Annotated in this window: 16 protein-coding genes and 1 tRNA gene; 8 read left to right on the forward strand and 9 right to left on the reverse strand. The window is 73.6% G+C overall.

Annotated features, from left to right (window positions below):
• The first annotated feature begins 157 nt into the window (after nt 1-157).
• Entirely contained in the window at nt 158-1,372 is a 1,215-nt protein-coding gene (locus tag ACFYY1_RS00920) for a M6 family metalloprotease domain-containing protein (protein WP_388579074.1), read from the forward strand.
• Between the two features lie 63 nt (nt 1,373-1,435).
• Here the strand turns inward: ACFYY1_RS00920 and ACFYY1_RS00925 are convergent.
• The 7 genes from ACFYY1_RS00925 to ACFYY1_RS00955 form a co-directional block, all read right to left on the reverse strand.
• Nucleotides 1,436-1,509: transfer RNA gene (locus tag ACFYY1_RS00925), tRNA-Lys, on the reverse strand.
• On the reverse strand, nt 1,500-2,222 hold the full coding sequence (locus tag ACFYY1_RS00930) for a hypothetical protein (RefSeq protein ID WP_388579075.1): 723 nt from the start codon (nt 2,220-2,222) through the stop codon (nt 1,500-1,502). Before ACFYY1_RS00930 ends, ACFYY1_RS00925 begins: the two co-directional genes overlap by 10 nt.
• Nucleotides 2,223-2,407: 185 nt before the next feature.
• Entirely contained in the window at nt 2,408-2,749 is a 342-nt protein-coding gene (locus tag ACFYY1_RS00935; RefSeq protein ID WP_388579078.1) for a hypothetical protein, read from the reverse strand.
• 111 nt (nt 2,750-2,860) lie between these two features.
• The gene (locus ACFYY1_RS00940; RefSeq protein ID WP_388579081.1) at nt 2,861-4,195 is read right to left on the reverse strand and encodes an AAA domain-containing protein; all 1,335 of its coding nucleotides are present in this window, start codon (nt 4,193-4,195) and stop codon (nt 2,861-2,863) included.
• The gene (locus tag ACFYY1_RS00945; RefSeq protein ID WP_388579084.1) at nt 4,192-5,802 is read right to left on the reverse strand and encodes a hypothetical protein; all 1,611 of its coding nucleotides are present in this window, start codon (nt 5,800-5,802) and stop codon (nt 4,192-4,194) included. Before ACFYY1_RS00945 ends, ACFYY1_RS00940 begins: the two co-directional genes overlap by 4 nt.
• Complete coding sequence (locus ACFYY1_RS00950; RefSeq protein WP_388579087.1) at nt 5,793-6,980, reverse strand: hypothetical protein; 1,188 nt, start codon at nt 6,978-6,980, stop codon at nt 5,793-5,795. Before ACFYY1_RS00950 ends, ACFYY1_RS00945 begins: the two co-directional genes overlap by 10 nt.
• Complete coding sequence (locus tag ACFYY1_RS00955) at nt 6,865-7,857, reverse strand: phosphatase PAP2 family protein (RefSeq protein WP_388579089.1); 993 nt, start codon at nt 7,855-7,857, stop codon at nt 6,865-6,867. The genes ACFYY1_RS00950 and ACFYY1_RS00955 overlap by 116 nt, the downstream gene beginning before the upstream one ends.
• Nucleotides 7,858-8,102: 245 nt before the next feature.
• Here ACFYY1_RS00955 and ACFYY1_RS00960 point away from each other — a divergent pair, with 245 nt between their 5' ends.
• The gene (locus ACFYY1_RS00960) at nt 8,103-8,699 is read left to right on the forward strand and encodes a histidine phosphatase family protein (RefSeq protein WP_388579092.1); all 597 of its coding nucleotides are present in this window, start codon (nt 8,103-8,105) and stop codon (nt 8,697-8,699) included.
• Nucleotides 8,700-8,702: 3 nt separating this feature from the next.
• Here the strand turns inward: ACFYY1_RS00960 and ACFYY1_RS00965 are convergent, their stop codons facing one another.
• Nucleotides 8,703-10,055, reverse strand: coding sequence for a tetratricopeptide repeat protein (locus tag ACFYY1_RS00965; protein ID WP_388579095.1), 1,353 nt, complete (start codon nt 10,053-10,055; stop codon nt 8,703-8,705).
• 244 nt (nt 10,056-10,299) lie between these two features.
• On the opposite strand from ACFYY1_RS00965, the gene ACFYY1_RS00970 reads away from it, so the two are divergent.
• From ACFYY1_RS00970 to ACFYY1_RS00990, 5 genes are all read left to right on the forward strand, one after another.
• Complete coding sequence (locus ACFYY1_RS00970; protein WP_388579098.1) at nt 10,300-10,743, forward strand: hypothetical protein; 444 nt, start codon at nt 10,300-10,302, stop codon at nt 10,741-10,743.
• A gap of 155 nt (nt 10,744-10,898) precedes the next feature.
• Nucleotides 10,899-11,858, forward strand: a complete 960-nt coding sequence (locus ACFYY1_RS00975; protein WP_388579101.1) for a spermidine synthase — start codon at nt 10,899-10,901, stop codon at nt 11,856-11,858.
• Nucleotides 11,859-11,948: 90 nt separating this feature from the next.
• Nucleotides 11,949-12,653, forward strand: a complete 705-nt coding sequence (locus ACFYY1_RS00980) for a response regulator transcription factor (RefSeq protein WP_388579104.1) — start codon at nt 11,949-11,951, stop codon at nt 12,651-12,653.
• Nucleotides 12,650-14,110 (forward strand): sensor histidine kinase, encoded by a 1,461-nt coding sequence (locus ACFYY1_RS00985; protein ID WP_388579107.1) that lies wholly within the window; start codon nt 12,650-12,652, stop codon nt 14,108-14,110. Before ACFYY1_RS00980 ends, ACFYY1_RS00985 begins: the two co-directional genes overlap by 4 nt.
• A 129-nt stretch (nt 14,111-14,239) precedes the next feature.
• Entirely contained in the window at nt 14,240-15,736 is a 1,497-nt protein-coding gene (locus ACFYY1_RS00990) for a cellulose binding domain-containing protein (RefSeq protein WP_388579110.1), read from the forward strand.
• Between the two features lie 149 nt (nt 15,737-15,885).
• Here the strand turns inward: ACFYY1_RS00990 and leuA are convergent, their stop codons facing one another.
• A complete protein-coding gene (gene leuA / locus ACFYY1_RS00995) occupies nt 15,886-17,652 on the reverse strand; it encodes a 2-isopropylmalate synthase (protein ID WP_388579113.1) in 1,767 nt (588 codons plus the stop codon).
• Nucleotides 17,653-17,826: 174 nt separating this feature from the next.
• Between leuA and ACFYY1_RS01000 the strand changes: the two genes are divergently transcribed.
• The gene (locus tag ACFYY1_RS01000; RefSeq protein WP_388579115.1) at nt 17,827-18,519 is read left to right on the forward strand and encodes a FadR/GntR family transcriptional regulator; all 693 of its coding nucleotides are present in this window, start codon (nt 17,827-17,829) and stop codon (nt 18,517-18,519) included.
• Nucleotides 18,520-18,926 lie beyond the last annotated feature (407 nt).

Consider the following 18,926-nt stretch of genomic DNA (forward strand, 5'->3'; position numbering starts at 1 on the left):
ATCGATTGTGACTTTCCGTGAGGGTGAGGGTTCCGGTCGGCCGCTGACTCGACTGGGGCAGCTCAACAGGACGAAAGCCTCGAACCATCACAGGGTGGTGGGTGACCGAAGCTCGCACCCGGAGGTGGATGTGCCGCGTCAGCGCAGGACCGGGGGAGTGGAGAGACCGAGCCTGCGCGGTGTGGCCGCCGCCGTGACCTCCCTCCTGGCGCTCGTCGCCACCTCTCTCGTGGCCGGGCCCGCCGTGGCCGCCACCGGGGAGGCGGGGCCTTGCGCCCTGCCCCGGACCGATGCGCACCACTCGCTCGGCGTCAGCGACTGGAACGGCGCCTACCCCCGGCCCGACCACCCCCTCGACGCGGTCATGGTCTTCCTCTCTTTCCCGGACCACCGTCCCGCCGCCACCCCCGCCGAGCTCACCGCCGACTACTTCCCCGCCACCACCCAGTTCTTCCAGCGCGCCTCGTACGGGAAGTTCACCCTGCGCCCGCACCCGATGCGGCAGTGGACCCGGATGCCCAAGACGTCCGACCAGTACGGCATACGGCGGGACTGGGACAACGAGCGGCGCAGCTCCTATCTGCGCGACGCCATCGCCGCGGCCGACCCGAAGGTCGACTTCTCCCGGTACGACATCGTCTATCTGGTCGCCGACCCGGATGCCCCGGGCGTCGACTCCGACGCCACCAAGGTCGTCAACTTCGACCAGCCGCTGCACGTCGACGGCACGGACATCCGCCGCGTCGTCACGGTCTTCGAACAGCACCCGCCGGACCACAACGTGCTGGCCCACGAGACCGGGCACGTCTTCGACCTGCCGGACCTCTACCACCGGCCGGCCGACGGCAAGGGCGACTGGGACACCTACGTCGGTGACTGGGACGTGATGGGCAGCCAGTTCGGACTCGCGCCGGACTTCTTCGGCTGGCACAAGTGGAAACTGGGCTGGCTGGACCGCCGGCAGGTGATCTGCGTCCAGAGCAGCCGGGACATCACCCTGGAACCGATGGCCGCCGCTCCCCCACCCGGCGCCTCCCTCGGCACCCGGCTCGCGGTGATCAGGACCGGCGAGGGCAGCGCCGTGGCCATCGAGGCCCGCAGCGCCACCGGCAACGACAGCACGACCTGCGCCGAGGGGGTCCTGCTCTACCGGGTGCGCAACGGAACGCCGTCCGGCGGCGGCCCGGTCGACGTCATCGACACCCACCCCCGCACCGACGCCTGCTGGGACCGCTCGGTCTACGCGCCGCTCGCGGACGCCCCGCTGCGGGTCGGCGAGACGTACAGCATCCCCGACGGGCACACGAAGGTCGAGGTCGCCGACCGCACCCCGTCGGGCGCCTGGACCGTCCGGATCACCACCGGCGCGTAAGGCGTCCGACATCCGGCGAACACGAAGAAGCCCCTCGCTTCCGCGAGGGGCTTCTTCCGTCTGTGCGCCGCCAGGGACTCGAACCCCGGACCCGCTGATTAAGAGTCAGCTGCTCTAACCAACTGAGCTAGCGGCGCCTGCTGACGTCGTAGACATTAGCATCCGGATCGGCGGGAGGAAAAATCGAATTCCGGGACGCCGACGGGGCCACCGGCGAGGGCGTCGACCTGGTCACCCGGACACAGGCCCAGAGCAGCACGTCGGGGCCCGGCAGCCAGGGGGTGCGGGTGTCGGGGGCGACCAGCCAGCGGGGGCCGGGCGTGGTGGAGGTGCAGGTCAGGGGCGGGACGGTCACCGCGTCCCCGGTGCCGTGGCAGAGCAGCGGCGGCACCTTGTTCTCGCCCTCGTCGTCGTGGCCCCGCGGCCCCATGGCGGCCCGCGGCTCGGGCCCGCCGCCCCACTCCTCCCAGTCGAGCAGCGAGGGGAGCCGCTGGGCGGTACCGGGCGAGGCGAACAGCAGCATCCGGCCGCGGTGCGTGGCCACCGGCCCGGAGCCGGGGCCGTCGGACCACAGGTGCTCCAGCATCCGGCGCCCGAAGAGGGTGGGCACGTTCACCACGTCGAAGGCCGAGCCGCACGGCAGCACCCCGGGCGAGGAGGGATGGGCCTCCCACTGGGCCAGTGTGGAGCGGGGATACGCGGCGGCACCGGCCAGCCAGGCGGCACCGGCCGCCGTGACGTGTGCCGTCTGGTTCGCGGCCTGGTTCCGCAGAACGGTGAAGGCGTCGGCGCGCTGGTGGGAGGCGTCGTCGTGGCGCAGGGTCGAGTTGTGGGGCAGCCATGCGGTCATACGGGCATGTCTACCGGGAGTGATCGAGCGGATTCCGAGAGTTGCCGGAAATCGGGACAGGCCAGGGTGGGGAGGAGTATCTTGCGCTCGGGCATATGCCAGTGGTTCTACCCGGAGTCAGGACCGGACCCTCGGAGCCGGGCGTCACGACCGGCCCTCGGGGCCTGGCCGTCAAGGCCTGGCCGTCAGGGTGTGGCACCGCCCAGCAGGCTCCGGCCGAACTCGATCATCTTCTTGGCGTAGTCCTCGGTCCACTCCGCACGCCGCGCGATGTCCGCGGCCGTGAGCCGGTCGAACCGGCGCGGATCGGCGAGCTGGGCGGCGGCGACCGCCTGGAACTCGACCGCGCGGTCGGTCGCGGCCCGGAACGCCACGGTCAGCTCGGTGGCGCGGGACAGCAACTCCCTCGGATCGTCCATCGACTCCAGATCGAAGAAGTGCTCGGGATCGGCGACGGCCGCCGTCGGCTCGAAGAGCAGGGGTGCGGGGCGCAGCCGCTGCCGCTCGTTCCGCTCGGGTTGTGGCATGTGGTGTTTCCTCCTCGGGTCGGCCCGATGGCCACCCTCCATTGTCCAACGTCCCGCAAGAGGGCCCGGCTCCCGGCCGTGTCCCACCGGCTCATGAGCCCGCGGCGGCGGTCACGGGCGCCAGGCCACCCGGTGTTCGGCCAGGTGCGCCAGCACCGCGTGGTTCGCCTCCCAGCCGTCCGGGAACTTCACCGTGACGCCCAGCTGGACCGGCTCCGTGGACGGGTGCTCGTCCAGCAGCTCGGTGACGCCCGCCCGGCACACCACGATGCAGGCGTGCCGGTGACGCGAGGCCAGCACGCAGAGCCGGCCCGTCTCCAGGTGGAAGGCGGTGGCGTCCGGGCGGCCGGAGAGCGGGTGCAGGACCACCGTCACATCGAACTCGCGGCCCTGCAGCCGGTTGGCCGTGTCCACTGCGACGCCGCTCACGCCCAGCTCCGCGAGCGCCGCCCGCACCGCCGCGGCCTGGTCGCGGTGGGCGGTGCCGACCGCGACCCGGTCCGCCGTCACCGGCACCGGGTCCGGCGAGCGTTCGCTGGTCGCCGCGCCGCCCCGGTCCAGCAGCCGGCGGATCACCAGGGCCACCGCGCGCACCGCCTCCGGGTCGGTGCGCGGGGTGTGCCGGGCCGGGAGCTCCAGCAGGCCCCAGCCGGACTCCGCCGCCTCGTCCAGCACCCGGTCCGGGGCCGAACCGTCGCAGGCCACGCCGAACGACAGCCGCCGGTCGCCGTGGTCCGTACCGCTGCGGAACGGGGTGTACGGGTAGAACGCGTCCGAGACCAGCGGCGCGGCGGACGCGGGCAGCCGCCACGACACCGGCAGCCGGTGCTGCGGCAGTTGGGGATTGTGCGCGAGCAGCGTGGAGACGGCGCTCGCGGACGGGTCGTAGGAGAGCCCCGCCCACTGGTCCGCGCCGACGATCGAGAACGGGTCCAACTGGCCCGGATCGCCGACGAACAGCGCCCGCTCGAAGAGCCCCGCGACGGCCAGCAGCGCGTCCGAACGCATCTGGTACGCCTCGTCCACGATCGCGTGGCCCCACGGCTCGACGTTCTTCACATGCGCCCACTTCGCGGCCGTCGAGATGACCACGTCGAGCCCGGCGAGATCGCCGGCCTTCGCCGACTTCCGTACGTTGGCCAGGCCGTCCAGCACCTTGTCGTACGGGTCGGTGTCGTTGCTGTGCAGCCGGCCGACCGGCAGCCCCGGGTCCTTCTCGGCCAGCCGCACCACCAGGTCGTCGACCTGGGCGTTGGTCTGCGCGACCACCATCAGCGGATGCCCGGCCGCCGCGAGTTCGAGCGCGGCACGCACCACGAGCGTCGACTTCCCCGCGCCCGGCGGGGAGTCCACCACGATGCCGCGCGACGTGCCGCGCAGGGTGTCGGCGAGGATCGCGTCGGTCGCCCGCGCGGCCTGGGTACCCGGGTCGAATACGGCCGTCACAACAGGTCCTCCGCGGTCACGGGATCGGGGCTCTCGGCATGCCCGGCGGCGGCGCCCGGCGGGCCGCCGTGCGTCCAGGGCGTCTCCTCCGGGTCCGGCAGCTTCGGGCCGCCGCGCTGATCGTGCTCGAAGAGCGTCCAGGCGATCCGGTCACCCGGCTCGGGCACCGAACCCGGGGCGGGCTCCTTGCTCCGGCCCATCCGGTCGAGGATCCGCAGCACCAGCGCGGGCGCGCTCCCGTCCTCCGGCCCGGCGGACGCCACGAACTCGGCGGTCTGCGGCTTGCCGTCCAGCGAGCGGTACACCTTGGTGCGCTCGCCGAGATGCGGGTACTCGTCCGTGCGGACCGTGACCAGCGGGCGCGGGGAGGGGCGCTTCGACTCGCTGTACGCCATCTCCACCCCCGTCACCTCGGCGACGAACGCCTCACCGGCCAGCCGCCGGCCGGCCAGCACCAGCGGATCGTCCAGCGCCTCCTGGGCCTCCAGCTGGGCCTGCGCCGTCTCGCGCGAGGCCAGCTTCTGCGCCGCCGTCACCGCGTCGTCCCGGCGCGGCTGCGGCGGCTCGCCCGAGCGCACCCGGTCCCGGTGGCCGGTGAACGACCAGCGGTCCCTGGTCCAGCGGTCCTCGGACCTGGTCCCCTCGGGGAGCTCGCGCAGCAGGTCGAGCCCGCGCCACACCGCGTCCCACGTCGGCCGCATCACACCGGCCAGCAGCGCCCTGATCTCCCGCTCGGCGGCGGTCAGTTCGCCGAGTCGGGCATCGGCCGCCAGACCGTCCTCGGCGGCCGCCAGCGAGGTGCGCGCCCGGTCGTACTTCTCGATGGCGGGCGCCAGCAGCCGGTTATCGAACGCCGGGTCCGTGGCCGGACCGGCCGGCGGGCACCGCAGCTGCCCCGCTCCGTCCCGCTCCAGCTCCGCACGGAGCGCCGCGGCGGCCCCCGACTCGCCCGGCGGGGCGTCGATCCAGGCCAGCAGCGCGCCCAGATGCTGATCCTCCAGGCTGCTCTGCCCGGTCGCCCAGTGCCGGTTCAGCAGATCGGTCGCGGCGAGCAGCAGCGAGGAGCCGGGCACCCTGGCCCGCTCCCCGTAGTGCGTCAGCCAGCGGCCCAGCAGCGGGACCCGGGCGGGGGCGGGGTACGGGGCGTCGGGATCGTCCTCGGCGGTGCGGCGGAACCGCATCGAGCGGCCCAGCAGCCGGACGAACTCGATGCCCGCCCGGCTCGGCACGACCAGCTGCGGCGCGTCCGCGCACAGTTCGACCTCGACCTTGACCTTCTTCCCGGTCTCCGGATCGGTCTCGTTGCGCTCGGCCGGCTCGACGACGTCCTCGTACGACTCGATGTGCGGCAGCACCGCCTCGGCCAGCTCGGCGAGGAACGCGAACCGCAGATCCCGGTCGCGCGGCTGCGAGACCGCCAGCAGCCGGGGCGCCTGACGGTCCGTCCCGACGAGCGCGCCCAGCGGGGCGCCCGCCTCGCCGGCCGTGGTCAGCGGGACCAGGACGAGCGGCCGGTCGGTGAGATGGCGGTGCCGGACCGTGGCCATCGGCCGGGCCCGGCCGCTCTCCACGGCCTCCAGCCGGGCCAGGGTGCTGATCAGCGACATGCCGGACCGCCCGTCAGCGCCTCGGCGCGCAGGGCCGCCGCGCGCCGCAGCGCCGCGACCGTCGGGTCCGCCGGGTCGCCCTCCTTGCCCGCGGCCGCCGCGAGCACCTCGCCCACCGTGGTCAGCCCGCCGAGCTCACCGCGCACACTGCGCCCCAGCGCCTCCACCGCACCGGCCTCGCGCGCCTTCGCCCGGCAGTGGAAGGCCAGCTCGCAGGCGGCCAGGCACTCCGGGGCGTACGCCGCGCCGACCGCTTCGACCGCGGCGTCGAGCTGCCGGCGGGGGCACTCGGGGTCGAAGGTGGTGCCCTCGGGCAGGGCCGCCGCGATGTCCTCGATCCGGGTCAGCCGGGTGAGCTGGCGGCGGGTGACCGCGCGCTGCTTGCGTACGTCGACGACCGAGGCGGTGGGCAGGTTGGAGAAGTCCTTCGGGCAGACCAGCAGCACCCGGTGGCCGACCTCGGCGCCCTCGGTCAGCTCCGCGATCCGCTCCAGCGCCAGCACGTACACGGCGGACTGCCGGGCCGCCGCGCCGACCTTCGCCGCGTCGGCCGAGCCGTCGATCATGGGGAAGGACTTGATCTCGACGACCGTCCACGTGCCGTCGGGGTGCACCGCCACCGCGTCCGGCTCCAGATAGGCGGGGGAGCCCGCCACCTCCAGGGCCAGCATCGGGTGGTCGAGCAGCGCCCAGCCGCCCGCCTCGGTCGCCTCCCGCAGCGCGAGCGCCGTACGCGCGGCGCGGCCCTCGGGGCCCGCCGCCGTCAGATCGGGCACCGAGACCTCGCCCGGCGCCGCGCCGGGGCCGCCGAGACGCTCGTACAGCAGCCGCATCAGCTCCGTGCCGCCGTCGCCCTTGACCCTGGCCTCGAAGGCGTTGCCCCGGACGAAGGCGAACTGCGACTGCCCGAAGGGGGCCGGTGAACCGAGCGCCGAGGCCAGCGCGCCCTTGTCCACCCCGGCGCCGTCCAGCAGGGCGCGGCGCCGGCAGCCGGGGTTGGCGGCGAGGGCGGCCAGCGCGCGGGCGTCCAGCGGACGCGGTGGGACGGTCGGTCCCCGCAGCTCAGCGAGCCGCTGCCGGAGCGTCGTCGCCGGCCGCTCCCGCCCTTGCGCGGGCGCCGGGATCGGTCCGGGGTGCGCGACCGGCCGAGGCGTCTGCGTCGGCCGATGCCGCGGCATCGGTGGAGTCTGCGGAGGTGGTCCGCTGGCCAGGGATTCGCTCACCCGCGGAAGTCTTGCATCCGGCACTGACAATCGGGGACTCCGCGACCGGGACGACCCGCGGGAAGCGGGCCCCGACCCGGTCCTTGATCCGGTCCGCGAGCCGCATCACGGGCCGTGCCAGCAGGGCTCCGACGCCCATCACGGCGGCGCCCGCGACCGCGTCGAGGAGGTAGTGGTTGGCCGTGCCCATCACGATGAACGTGGTGATCAGGGGGTAGGCGACACCCGCGGCCCGGATGTACGGGTTCTTGCTGTGGCGCCACAGCAGGATGCCGCACCAGAGCGCCCAGCCGACGTGCAGGCTCGGCATCGCCGCGTACTGGTTGGTCATCCCGCCCATGCCGCGCGGAGCGCTGGCCTCCGCACCCCACCAGCCGTACGAGCTGTACTGCGCCATCGTGTCGACGAAGCCGTACCGGGCCTCCAGCAGCCGGGGCGGGCAGGTCGGCAGCAGGGTGAAGCCGATCAGGCCGAACAGGGTGGAGGCCATCAGCCAGGTGCGGGCCCGGCGGTACACCTCCTGGCGGCGGCGGAAGAGCCAGATCAGGACTGCCGGGGTGACGAGGTAGTGCAGGGACGCGTACGCGAAGTCGGCGGGTATGCCTATCGAAGGGTGCGCGGTGAACAGCCGGTTGAGCGGATGTTCCAGGTTGATGTGGAGCTTCTGCTCCAGGCGCAGGATGCTCAGGCCGTGGTCGATGGCGGTGGACACGTCACCGCGCGCCACCAGCCGTCCCGCCGAGTAGAGCCCGTACACCAGGGCGAGCAGTGGCAGCTCGGTCCACCAGCGAAGCCTCGGGCGCGGCACGGGTGCGGTGCTGGCATGCTGCATCCGGAAGCTCTCCATCATGTGTTCATGCGACCGACGGCGGGCGTTCAACCGTACGGCGTGGGTCGGTCGGGGTTCCCCGGGGGTCCGTTCCGGAGCCCCGTGCGGGTAAAGAAAAGTCCGCGCAGAGTGGGACGCCGGGCGGGCCCCGGAGGTTGCCTCGCGATCATGTGCGAGATGATGGGAAAACCGGATGATCCGCCGCGTCCCGATCTCCGGCCTCAGACCTCAGTTCAGGGAGAGCCGTCATGGCACCGCGTATCCTGCTCGCCCGCCACGGCCAGACGGAATGGTCCGTCAAGGGCAACCACACCGGCAGGACGGACATCCCGCTGCTCGACGCCGGCCGCGCGGGCGCCAGGCTCCTCGGCGAGCGGCTGCGGCGGGGTCCGTGGGCGGATCTGCCGGGCCTCCAGGTGCGCACCAGCCCGCTGGTACGGGCCAGGGAGACCTGCGAGCTCGCGGGATTCGCGGACCGGGCCGAGCCGTGGGACGCGCTCATGGAGTGGGACTACGGGGCGTACGAGGGGATGACCCCGGCCGAGATCAAGGCGATCCGCCCGGACTGGTTCATCTGGCGTGACGGGGTGCCGGAGGGGGAGACCCTGGCCGAGCTGTCCGCCCGCGCCGACGAGATCGTGGACTGGGCCCGCTCGGCCGACCGCGACGTGCTGGTCTTCGCCCACGGCCACATCCTGCGGGCGTTGGGGGCGCGGTGGCTCGGCGAGGACGTGTCGTTCGCGGCGCGGATCCGGCTCGACCCGACGTCGTTCTCGGTGCTGGGATGGGCGTACGGGGCTCCCGTGATCGAGCGCTGGAACGACACCGGTCACCTGGACCGCTGAGACCTATGGGGTGGCGGCCTCCGCCGCCTGCTCGTACCGCTCCAGGAACTCCCGTACCTCCGCCACGCCCCGCTGCGGCACCAGCACCCCCGCCGACCGGGCCAGCATGGCCCGGATGCGGGTCGACCGGACGCGGTCCAGCAGGTCCAGCACCTGATGGCCCGCCGCAGCCGCCTCCACGGCCCGGCCCGCCCGCGCGAGGTCCCAGGTCAGCTCGGCCCGGTACAGCGCCAGGTTCCGGGTGAAGTGCGGGTCCTGGAGCCGGGTGGCCCGCCGCGCGTGCCCGGCCGCCCGGGACCAGTCGCCCAGCGCCGACCAGCACTGCGCCTGGAGCATCTCCAGCTCCGCCTCCCGGAAGAACGTCATCCATTCCGGATCGGCGTCGCGGGGCCCCCGCCCGAACGCGGTGTGCGCCCGGCCGATCGCCTGCTCGCAGCCCGTACGGTCCCCGAGCCCCGCCCGGCCCCCCGCCTCGCGCAGCGCGAGCAGTGCCAGCAGCCGGGGCGAGCCCAGCGGCTGCGCCGCCCGCTGCCCGGCCTCCGCCGCGCGCACGGACTCGCGGGGCCGCCCGGTGTCCCGGGCCAGGAACGACGTGTTGCAGAACGCGTGCGCCTCCAGCGCCGCGTCACCGGCCACCCGCGCCGTGGCGAGCGCCTCCGCGTAGTGCGAGCGGGCGTCCTCGTACCGGCCCGAGTCATGGGCCAGCCAGCCCACCGAGATGGCCAGTTCACCCGCCCCGGCATGCAGCCGGTCGGCGGTGGAGCGCTTGGTGGCCGTCCCGGAGTCGAGCAGCGCGTACGCCGCCCGCAGCGGCCGGGACGCACTGCGGTACAGGCCGTCGGCGCCGTGCCGGTCGTCGAGCAGCCGGATCTGCCGCACCGCCTTCTCGACGGCGCCGACCTCCCGCTCGCCGACCCGGCGCGGGTCGGGCAGGACGGCGGCAGCGGCGGATGTGCCGCCCAGGCCCAGGGTCGCGGCCGCCATCGTGGTGGTGCCGCTCGTCATGAACACGCGACGCAGCACGTCGCTCTCCTCGTCGGTCTCGCTGTGGAGCACAGGGGGCGGTGGGGGTTCGGCGGTGGCCCGCGCCGCCCGGCCACGCACGGTTTCGCGCGGCGAGAAGCCCAGGTCCGCCAGGGTCCTCCCGGGGAACATGTGCAGGAAGACCCGTTCGTACGCGTAGTTCGGGCAGCGGATCTCCCCGGACTCCACGCGTCCGATGTACCGGGCGTCGCACGCGACCTGCTCGCCGATCTCACGGGCGGACCTGCGTACCGCGGCAGCGAACTCCCCGGCGGAGCGCTGTCCGCGCAGCCGCCGGAAGGCGAGGTTGGGAACTGCCCCTGTCGACACCATGGACCGGAACCTCTCTTCCGCAGCCGGGGTTCCTGCTTCCGGTGTCCCCGGCGGAGCAAGAACGTACCTGCTGTGACGAGCCACACACAGAGCGTTTACGTGCAAAGTCGGGCATCTCGCCCGCGATCCGCCATGAACTGCCACCCTTTGCGGCGGCGTGGCACCGTAGCCCTTGACGCGGTCGGCGCGTTGGTCCATGCGGAGACGGAAACCGACTCCGCCCGGCGATGAGAGGAGAGGTCCCTTGTTGCATCCCGGCACGGAGACCGACGCACGGACGAATGCGACGACCCCGGCCGCGACGGGTGCCGCGCCATCCGCGTCCCCGGCGGGCCACGGGGCCGAGCCCTGCGACCTGGTGACCGTCCCGGCCCGTCAGGGCCTGGAGGCCGTGGACATCCTGCGCCGGGACGCCGAGCAGGACATCGGCCCGGTCCTGCACGACGGCACCTGCGACACTCTCGGTTTCCTCGTGCCGCCGGGGACCGCCGAGGGGTGGGACGTACCGGGCAGCGCCTGTACACGGACCGCCGGCCGCGGGCTGCGCATCCCCGCCGAGCCGCCGGTCACCGGCAGCGGCTGGCTGCTGCCGCCCGAGGGCGACGCCCCGGTCACCGACCCGGCCGTGCTGCGGGCCGCACTCGACCAGGCGGCCCGGCTGATCGAGGCGGCCGACAGCTGCCGCTGACCGTGCGCCGACCGCCGACCGCCGACCGCCGGTTCGCCGACCCCCGACCGTCGGTCCGCCGGCCGCGCCCATAATGGGCAGGTGTGCGGGTTTCCCCGGCACGGCCGGTTCCCTGCCGGCCCGGAGCGAAGAGCAGTGAGCAGGCACGAGCAGCGGTGGCACGTCGAGGAGCGTCGGGCGGGGGTGCGGGCGCCCGTAAGCGGTCCGACCGCAAGGACGACGGCAAGGCCGATGGCAGGACCGAGCGCAGGACCGAACGCGGCGCCGGGCGAGCCGGGCGGAGGGCGGAGCCCCTCGCCGAACCGGTGGACGGCTCCCTCGCCGAGCTGGTGCCCGACCGGGAGCGGCCGCACGCCTGGACGCTGACGCTGGACGGCGCCCCGCAGTCCCATGTGGATCTCGACGACCCCACGTTCCTGTCCTTCGAGTACCAGCGCAGGATCGGCCACATCGCCGATCTCGTCGCACCCCCCGGACAGCCCCTGCACGTGGTGCACCTGGGCGGCGGCGCCTTCACGCTCGCCCGCTACATCGCCGCGACCCGGCCCCGGTCCACCCAGCAGGTCGTCGAGGTGGACGCCGCCCTCGTCCAGCTGGTCCGCCGGGAACTGCCGCTGGACCCGCAGGCCAGGATCCGGGTCAGGACCACCGACGCCCGCGCCGGACTCGGGAAGATCCAGGACGGCTGGGCGGATCTCGTCATCGCCGACGTCTTCAGCGGGGCCCGCACCCCCGCACACCTCACCAGCACCGAATTCCTCGCCGAGGTCCGCCGGGTCCTGAAACCGGGCGGGAGCTACGTGGCCAACCTCGCGGACGGGCCGCCGCTGACCCATCTGCGCGGCCAGATCGCCACCGCGGCCGCGGTCTTCCCGGAACTGGCGCTGGCCGCCGACCCGACCGTGTGGCGCGGCCGCCGCTTCGGCAACGCCGTGCTGCTCGCCTCGGACCTGCCGCTGAAGGTCGCGGAGCTGACCCGCCGGGTGGCGACCGATCCGCATCCCGGACGCGTCGAACACGGGCGGGCGCTGGCCGACTTCACCGGCGGCGCGGCCGCGGTGAGCGACGCGGACGCCAAGCCGTCCCCGGCGCCGCCGCCCTCGGCCTTCGGCTGAACCCGCACATCCTGCCCCATCACACCGCCCGTTGTCCCGGTACCCCCGCAGGCGGTACCACCCCGCCCCGGATGGCGTACGGTGCCGCCCATGGCAAGTGTGCTCGTGGTCGAGGACGACCAGTTCGTACGTTCCGCCCTCATCCGGCACCTGACCGAGGCGTCCCATACGGTGCGCAGCGTGGGCACCGCGCTCGAAGCCCTGCGCGAGGTCGCCCACTTCCGCTTCGACGTGGTCGTCCTCGACCTCGGCCTGCCCGACCTCGACGGCGCGGAGGCGCTGAAGATGCTCCGGGGCATCACCGACGTGCCGGTGATCGTCGCCACCGCGCGGGACGACGAGAGCGAGATCGTCCGGCTGCTCAACGACGGCGCGGACGACTACCTCACCAAGCCGTTCTCGGTGGAGCACCTGTCCGCGCGGATGGCCGCCGTGCTGCGCCGCTCGCGCGCCGCCGGGGGCGAGGCGCCGGCGCCGCGCGTCATCCGGGTCGGCGGGCTCGCCATCGACCCGCTGCGCCGCCAGGCCGAACTGGACGGCGCCGCAATCGACCTGACCCGCCGTGAGTTCGACCTGCTCGCCTTCCTCGCGGGCCGGCCCGGGGTCGTCGTGCCCCGCAAGGAACTCCTGGCCCAGGTCTGGCAGCAGTCCTACGGCGACGACCAGACCATCGACGTCCATCTCTCCTGGCTGCGCCGGAAACTGGGGGAGACGGCCGCCCGGCCGCGCTATCTGCACACCCTGCGCGGTGTCGGCGTGAAGCTCGAACCACCCGGCCCGGAGCGGCCCGCATGAGATGGGCGCTGGTCAAGGTCTGTCTGGCCGTCACCGCGATGGTCGTGGTCGCCTTCGCCGTGCCCCTCGGCCTCGTGGTCAAGGAGATGGCCAGGGACCGGGCCTTCTCCGACGCCGAACGGCAGGCCGCCACCATCGGCCCGACGCTCTCCATCACCACCGACCGCACCCCACTCGAAAAGGCCGTCCTGACCACCGAACCCGGCGGCGCGGGCCGGATGGCCGTTCACATCCCCGCCGCCGACGAGGCGGCCGGCCGGCCGCTGGAGATCGGCACCGGGCACGCCACCGGCGAGGACCTGGAGACCGTACGGAAGTCGGGGCGCGCCTCGACCACCGGGGTGCCGGGCGGCTTCGTGCTGCTCCAGCCGACCGCGATCGGCTCCGCGGACATCGCCGTCGTCGAGGTGTTCGTACCCGAGGACGCGGTCTCCCACGGCGTCGCCACCGCCTGGCTGGTGCTGGCGGGCGTCGGCGCCGCGCTGATCGTCGGCTCCGTCGCGGTCGCCGACCGGCTCGGCGTACGGATGGTGGAGCCCGCACAGCGGCTCGCGGGCGCCGCCCACGACCTGGGGGAGGGCCGGCTGGGCACCCGGGTCCCGGAGGAGGGCCCGACCGAACTGCGGTCGGCCGCCGCCGCGTTCAACTCCATGGCCGACCAGGTCGTCCAGCTCCTCGCCAACGAACGGGAGCTGGCCGCCGACCTCTCGCACCGGCTGCGCACCCCGCTCACCGTGCTCCGGCTCAACGCCGCCTCGCTCGGGGAGGGGCCTGCCGCCGAGCAGACCCGGGCCGCGGTCCTGCAGTTGGAGCACGAGGTCGACACCATCATCAGGACCGCCCGCGAGCAGCGCCCGCAGACCCAGGGGCTGGGCGGCGCCGCCGGGGCGGGCTGCGACCTCTGCGAGGTCATCCGGGACCGGATGGCGTTCTGGTCGGCGCTCGCCGAGGACGAGGGCCGCGAGGTGCGGCTGGCGGGGGTGGACCGGGTGGTACGCGTCCCGGTCGCCAGGCCCGAACTGGTCGCCGCCCTCGACGCGTTGCTCGGCAACGTCTTCCGGCACACCCCCGAGGGGACCGCCTTCGCCGTCGATGTGCACCACAGCGGTGAGGCGGTGATCGTGCTGGTCTCGGACGCGGGCGGCGGCATCGCCGACCCGGCGGCGGCCCTCGCCCGCGGCGGCAGCGGCCGGGGCGGGGCAGAGGGCGCGCAGGGGGCGGTGGGGTCGACCGGGCTCGGCCTCGACATCGTCCGCCGGGTCGCGGAGTCCACCGGCGGCGATGTGCGGATCGGGCGCTCGGTGCTCGGCGGCACGGAGGTGCGCATCTGGATCGGCCTCGAAGGGCGACGGCCCGAGCGGGAACGGCGCGGGCACCGGGTGGGACGGCGGCGACGCGGGGTGACGCTTCGGAACGGAGCGCTCCGCTTCCGTTCCGGAAGTGGTCTGAACCTTTAAAGGCTTCCGATGCGTCGCTTAAGGGAGTCCTAAGAGGGCCGATCCGGGTCCGAAGTACGGCATTTGCCGGTTCGGCTGCGGCTAGCGTGCTCCCGCATCCCACTCCCGCAGGACAGAGGCAGGCACGCGATGGGCACCAGTACGCACCGGCGCACGGCGAGCACCAGGACCAAGGCGATCGGCGCGGTCGTCGCCGCGGCCGTCATGGGCGGCACGGTCTTCGCACTCACCGGCACGGCCCAGGCCGCGGCGGTCGGCGCCGCGTACACCAGGACCAGCGGCTGGGCCGGCGGCTACACCGGGCAGTACGTCGTCACCAACGACACCGACCAGGTCCGGGCGGACTGGACGCTCGAATTCGACCTGCCCGCGGGCACGGAGCTCAGCTCCCTGTGGAACGGCGAACACACCGTCAGCGGCAGCCACGTCACCGTGAAGCCCGCGAGCTGGGACAAGGGCCTGGCGCCCGGCAAGTCGGTCACCATCGGCTTCGTCACCACCTCGGACGGCGAGGGCGGCGACCCGACCGGCTGCCTCATCGACGACGCCAAGTGCTCGCTCGACACCGGAGCCACCCCGGAACCCAGTGGCCGCCCCACCGGCACCCCGGCCCCCAGCGCCACCCCCACGGCGACCGCGTCCCCCACCGCCGAGCCGACCAGGACCGCCACCACGGCCCCCACGCCCACCCCCACACGGACCGGCTCCACCGGCGGCGGCAGCGGTTCCGCGGACGGCGCGGGCTTCGCCCCGTACGTCGACACCTCGCTCTACCCGGCGTACGACCTCCTCGACACCGCCGACAAGACCGGTGTGAAGGAGTTCAACCTCGCCTTCATCACCTCGGGCGGCAGCTGCACCCCGCTCTGGGGCGGCGTCACCGGCCTCGGCGACGACCACGTCGCCTCCCAGATCGGCGCGCTGCGCGCCAAGGGCGGCGACGTCCGGGTCTCCTTCGGCGGCGCGGCCGGTGCGGAGCTGGCGCTGCACTGCTCCTCGGCGTCCGAACTCGCCGCCGCGTACGGCAAGGTCATCGACACCTACGAGCTCACCAAGGTCGACTTCGACATCGAGGGCGGCGCGCTGCCCGACACGGCGGCCAACACCCGCCGCTCCCAGGCCATCGCCCAGCTCCAGAAGTCCCACCCCGGCCTGGACGTCTCCTTCACTCTGCCGGTCATGCCCGAGGGGCTCACCCAGCCGGGCGTCGACCTGATCGCCGACGCCAAGAAGAACGGCGTCCGGGTCGGCGCGGTCAACGTCATGGCGATGGACTACGGCGCCGCGTACAGCGGTGACATGGGCACGTACGCGATCCAGGCGGCCACCGCCACGCAGGCCCAGATCAAGGGCGTGCTCGGGCTGTCGGACGCCGCCGCCTGGAAGGCCGTCGCCGTCACGCCGATGATCGGTGTCAACGACGTCAGCACCGAGATCTTCAAGGTGGAGGACGCCACGCAGCTGGTGGAGTTCGCCCGGCAGAAGGGGCTCGGCCGGCTGGCGATGTGGTCGGGCACCCGCGACAAGGCGTGCGCGGGCGGGGCGAAGCCGAGCGCCGACGCCTCGTGCAGCTCCATCGTCCAGGAGCCACTGGCCTTCACGAAGGCGCTCGGCGCGTACAAGTAGCCGCCCGGCACCCGCAAACCAGCACCCCCAGCAGGAATCCGCGGACCAGCACCCGCAGCAGGAATCCGCAGACCAACACCCCTCCCGCGCGTTCCGGCCGGCCCCCACCCCCCCACTCACCGGCCGGGACGCGCGCCCCTGTCCGCCCGTCAGGCGGCCCGGTTCACCGCCGACAGCACCGCCAGGATCGAGGCCGTGAGGACGGAGGTGTCCCGGCCCGCACCCCAGCACACCTCCTTGCCCACCCGGCACTCCACGTACGCCATTGCCGGGCTGCCCTGCCCCGCACCCGTCGCGTGCTGCGTGAAGTCGAGGATGTCCACCTCGATGCCCGCGGCGGCCAGCACCCGGGTGAACGCCGACACCGGGCCATTGCCCGTGCCCTCGTAGTCGCCCTCCCGGTCGTCCACTCGCAGCGAGCAGATGAACCGGTGCTCACCGGCCGGGTTCCGGTCCGTCGACCAGGAGGTCAGGGCCACGTTCCCGTCCCGCCCGGGGGCCAGGTACGCCGCGTCGAACAGCTCCCACAGATCCTTCGGCGTGGCCTCCAGACCAGTGTCGTCGGTCGCGGCCTGCACCGTACGGGAGAAGTCGGCGCGCAGCCGGGCCGGCAGGTCCACCCCGTGGTTGCTCCGCAGCAGATGGGCGATGCCGCCCTTGCCGGACTGGCTGTTGACCCGGATGACCGCCTCGTACGTACGCCCCACGTCCGCCGGGTCGATCGGCAGGTACGGCACCGACCACAGCTCGGAGCCGCTGCTCGCGTGGTGGTCGAAGCCCTTGCTGATGGCGTCCTGGTGGGTGCCGGAGAACGCCGTGTACACGAGATCGCCGCCATAGGGGTGGCGGGGCGGCACCGGCAGCCGGTTGCAGTACTCGACCGTGCGGCGGATCTCGTCGATGTCCGAGAAGTCGATCATCGGGTCGACGCCCTGGGCGTGCAGATTCAGCGCCAGATTGACCAGGTCGACATTGCCGGTGCGCTCCCCGTTGCCGAACAGGCAGCCCTCCACCCGCTGCGCGCCCGCCAGTACGGCGAGTTCGGCGCAGGCGGTGCCGGTGCCGCGGTCGTTGTGCGGATGGACGGAGAGGATCACCGAGTCCCGCCGGTCCAGATGGCGGTGCATGTACTCGATCTGGTCCGCGTACACGTTCGGCGTCGCGATCTCCACCGTGGCGGGCAGGTTGTGGATGACCGGCCGGTCCGGGGAGGCGTCCCACAGGGCGGTGAGGCTGTTGCAGATCTCCAGGACGAAGTCCGGCTCGGTGAGGACGAACACCTCCGGGGAGAACTCGAACCGGATGTCCGCCCCGGCCGCTGCCCGTGCCAGCCGCTCCATCTGCCGCGCGGACTCCAGCACCGTGGCGTGCACCTCGGCCCTGCCGCGGCCGAGCACCACGTCGCGCCAGACGGGTGCGGTCGGGATGTACAGATGGACGACCGCGCGGGCCATCCCCTCGATGGACTCGAAGGTCCGCTCGATCAGATCCGGTCTGGCCGGGGTGAAGACGACCACGGTGACGTCGTCCGGCACCGCGTCGCCCTCGGCCAGGTGCCGGACGAAGTCGAAGTCGGTGCGGCTCGCGGAGGGATAGCCGATCTCGATCTCCTTGAAGCCCATCGCGACGAGCAGATCGAACATCCGGCGCTTGCGCGGCGTGTCCATGGGCTCGGCCAGCGCCTGGTTGCCGTCGCGCAGGTCCACCGGTACCCAGAGCGGGGCGTGTTCGATACGGGCCTGCGGCCAGGTGCGGCCGGTCAGCGGGACCTCGACGCGGTCGAAGGCCGAGCGGTAGCGGTGGGAGGGCATGGAGCTCGCCCGCTGCGGATTCCAGCGGGGCGCGTCGGCGGGCACGGGCCCGCGCGGGGTGCAGATCGTGGGGAAGCCGTGCATCGGTGACTGACGGTCGGACATGAGGCGGGTCTCTTCTCGCATCGCCGGACGCGACCGGCGCAGCACGGCATCCCGCGGCGGGGTGCCGGTCGCTTCAGGCCCCGCCGCGGCAGCCGAGAAGAAGGAGACCGCTGAGCGTCATGGCCGGTAGGGTAGCCAGAAAGCAAGTCCTCAGACAACCTGACAGGTGAACCCGTGTCCTCGCTCGGTCCGCTCCGCCCCAGCCCCCTGGTCGAACAGGCCACGCACCAACTGCGCGAGCAGATCACCGAGGGGCACTGGCCGGTCGGCACGCGGATTCCCGGCGAGACGACCCTGGCAAGGACGCTCGGCGTGGGCCGCTCCACGGTCCGCGAGGCGGTGCGCACGCTGGCCACGCTCGGGCTGCTCCGGTCCCGGCAGGGTGCGGGCGTCTTCGTCGTCGCCGACCGGGTGACGGAGGACTGGCCGGCGCGGCTGCGCCGGGCCGCCGTCACCGATGTGTACGAGGTCCGCATGCTGATCGAGGTCCAGGCCGCCCGGCTGGCCGCGAGCCGCCGCACGGACGAGGATCTGATCGCCCTCGACGAGGCGCTCACCGCGCGGCGGGCGGCCGGGGCCGGGGGCGACGCCGAGTTCGTCGACGCGGACATCGCGCTGCACCGGGCCGTGGTGGCCGCCGCGCACAATCCCGTACTCACCGACCTCTTCGGCGAGTTCGCGCCCGCGCTGCGGCAGGGGCTGATCGACCTCGTGGAGCTGGTCGGCCTGCGCCGCGAGGACCCGGACCACGGCGACGCCGCCCATGACGCGCTGGTCCGGGCCGTGGTGGCGGGTGACGCGGAATCGGCGGGCCGGGCCGTACGGACGGAACTCGAATCCACGCTGGCCCGGCTGCGCCAGGCGTAGGCGCGGCCCCGCGGCTCGGGGGAGAGCGGCTTCGGAGAGAGAAGGCGGACGTGCCCGCGCCCGCCCCGCCGTGTGGTGCCCCGTTCACCTTCCGGCGGGCGGGCCGGTGTGAACCACGGATGACGGGAACCGTCGCCGGCGGCGGGCACGGCTGCGGGGCCCGGGGCGACCGGCGCGCGGTGCGTCCCGCTCGTCACGCCTGCGACCTGCGCGTTCCCCGGGCGGCGTGAAATCCCGGGCAGTGCATACGGGTTGTGGCAAGCCCTCGGCAGGACACGGTCGCGTGACTTGCCGGACACGCTCGGGCAACGGAAGCGTCTTCAACTCTTGACACCCACCCCTCCGAGGCAGGAACCTTCCGACATCGACGCATGGGAGCGCTCCCACGCCGGGCGGCCCCTCCCGCC

The organism is Streptomyces sp. NPDC001890 (assembly GCF_042891445.1).
In the GTDB taxonomy this organism is placed as follows: Bacteria; Actinomycetota; Actinomycetes; order Streptomycetales; family Streptomycetaceae; genus Streptomyces.

Excerpts from the sequence above, each read along its gene's own strand:
- ACFYY1_RS00980 (WP_388579104.1), top strand. The coding sequence starts at position 11,949 with ATGGCAAGTGTGCTCGTGGTCGAGGACGACCAGTTCGTACGTTCCGCC.
- ACFYY1_RS00935 (WP_388579078.1), bottom strand. The coding sequence starts at position 2,749 with ATGCCACAACCCGAGCGGAACGAGCGGCAGCGGCTGCGCCCCGCACCC.
- leuA (WP_388579113.1), bottom strand. The coding sequence starts at position 17,652 with ATGTCCGACCGTCAGTCACCGATGCACGGCTTCCCCACGATCTGCACC.
- ACFYY1_RS00990 (WP_388579110.1), top strand. The coding sequence starts at position 14,240 with ATGGGCACCAGTACGCACCGGCGCACGGCGAGCACCAGGACCAAGGCG.
- ACFYY1_RS00965 (WP_388579095.1), bottom strand. The coding sequence starts at position 10,055 with ATGGTGTCGACAGGGGCAGTTCCCAACCTCGCCTTCCGGCGGCTGCGC.
- ACFYY1_RS00960 (WP_388579092.1), top strand. The coding sequence starts at position 8,103 with ATGGCACCGCGTATCCTGCTCGCCCGCCACGGCCAGACGGAATGGTCC.
- ACFYY1_RS00930 (WP_388579075.1), bottom strand. The coding sequence starts at position 2,222 with ATGACCGCATGGCTGCCCCACAACTCGACCCTGCGCCACGACGACGCC.
- ACFYY1_RS00985 (WP_388579107.1), top strand. The coding sequence starts at position 12,650 with ATGAGATGGGCGCTGGTCAAGGTCTGTCTGGCCGTCACCGCGATGGTC.
- ACFYY1_RS00945 (WP_388579084.1), bottom strand. The coding sequence starts at position 5,802 with ATGTCGCTGATCAGCACCCTGGCCCGGCTGGAGGCCGTGGAGAGCGGC.
- ACFYY1_RS00950 (WP_388579087.1), bottom strand. The coding sequence starts at position 6,980 with ATGCCGCGGCATCGGCCGACGCAGACGCCTCGGCCGGTCGCGCACCCC.
- ACFYY1_RS00955 (WP_388579089.1), bottom strand. The coding sequence starts at position 7,857 with ATGCAGCATGCCAGCACCGCACCCGTGCCGCGCCCGAGGCTTCGCTGG.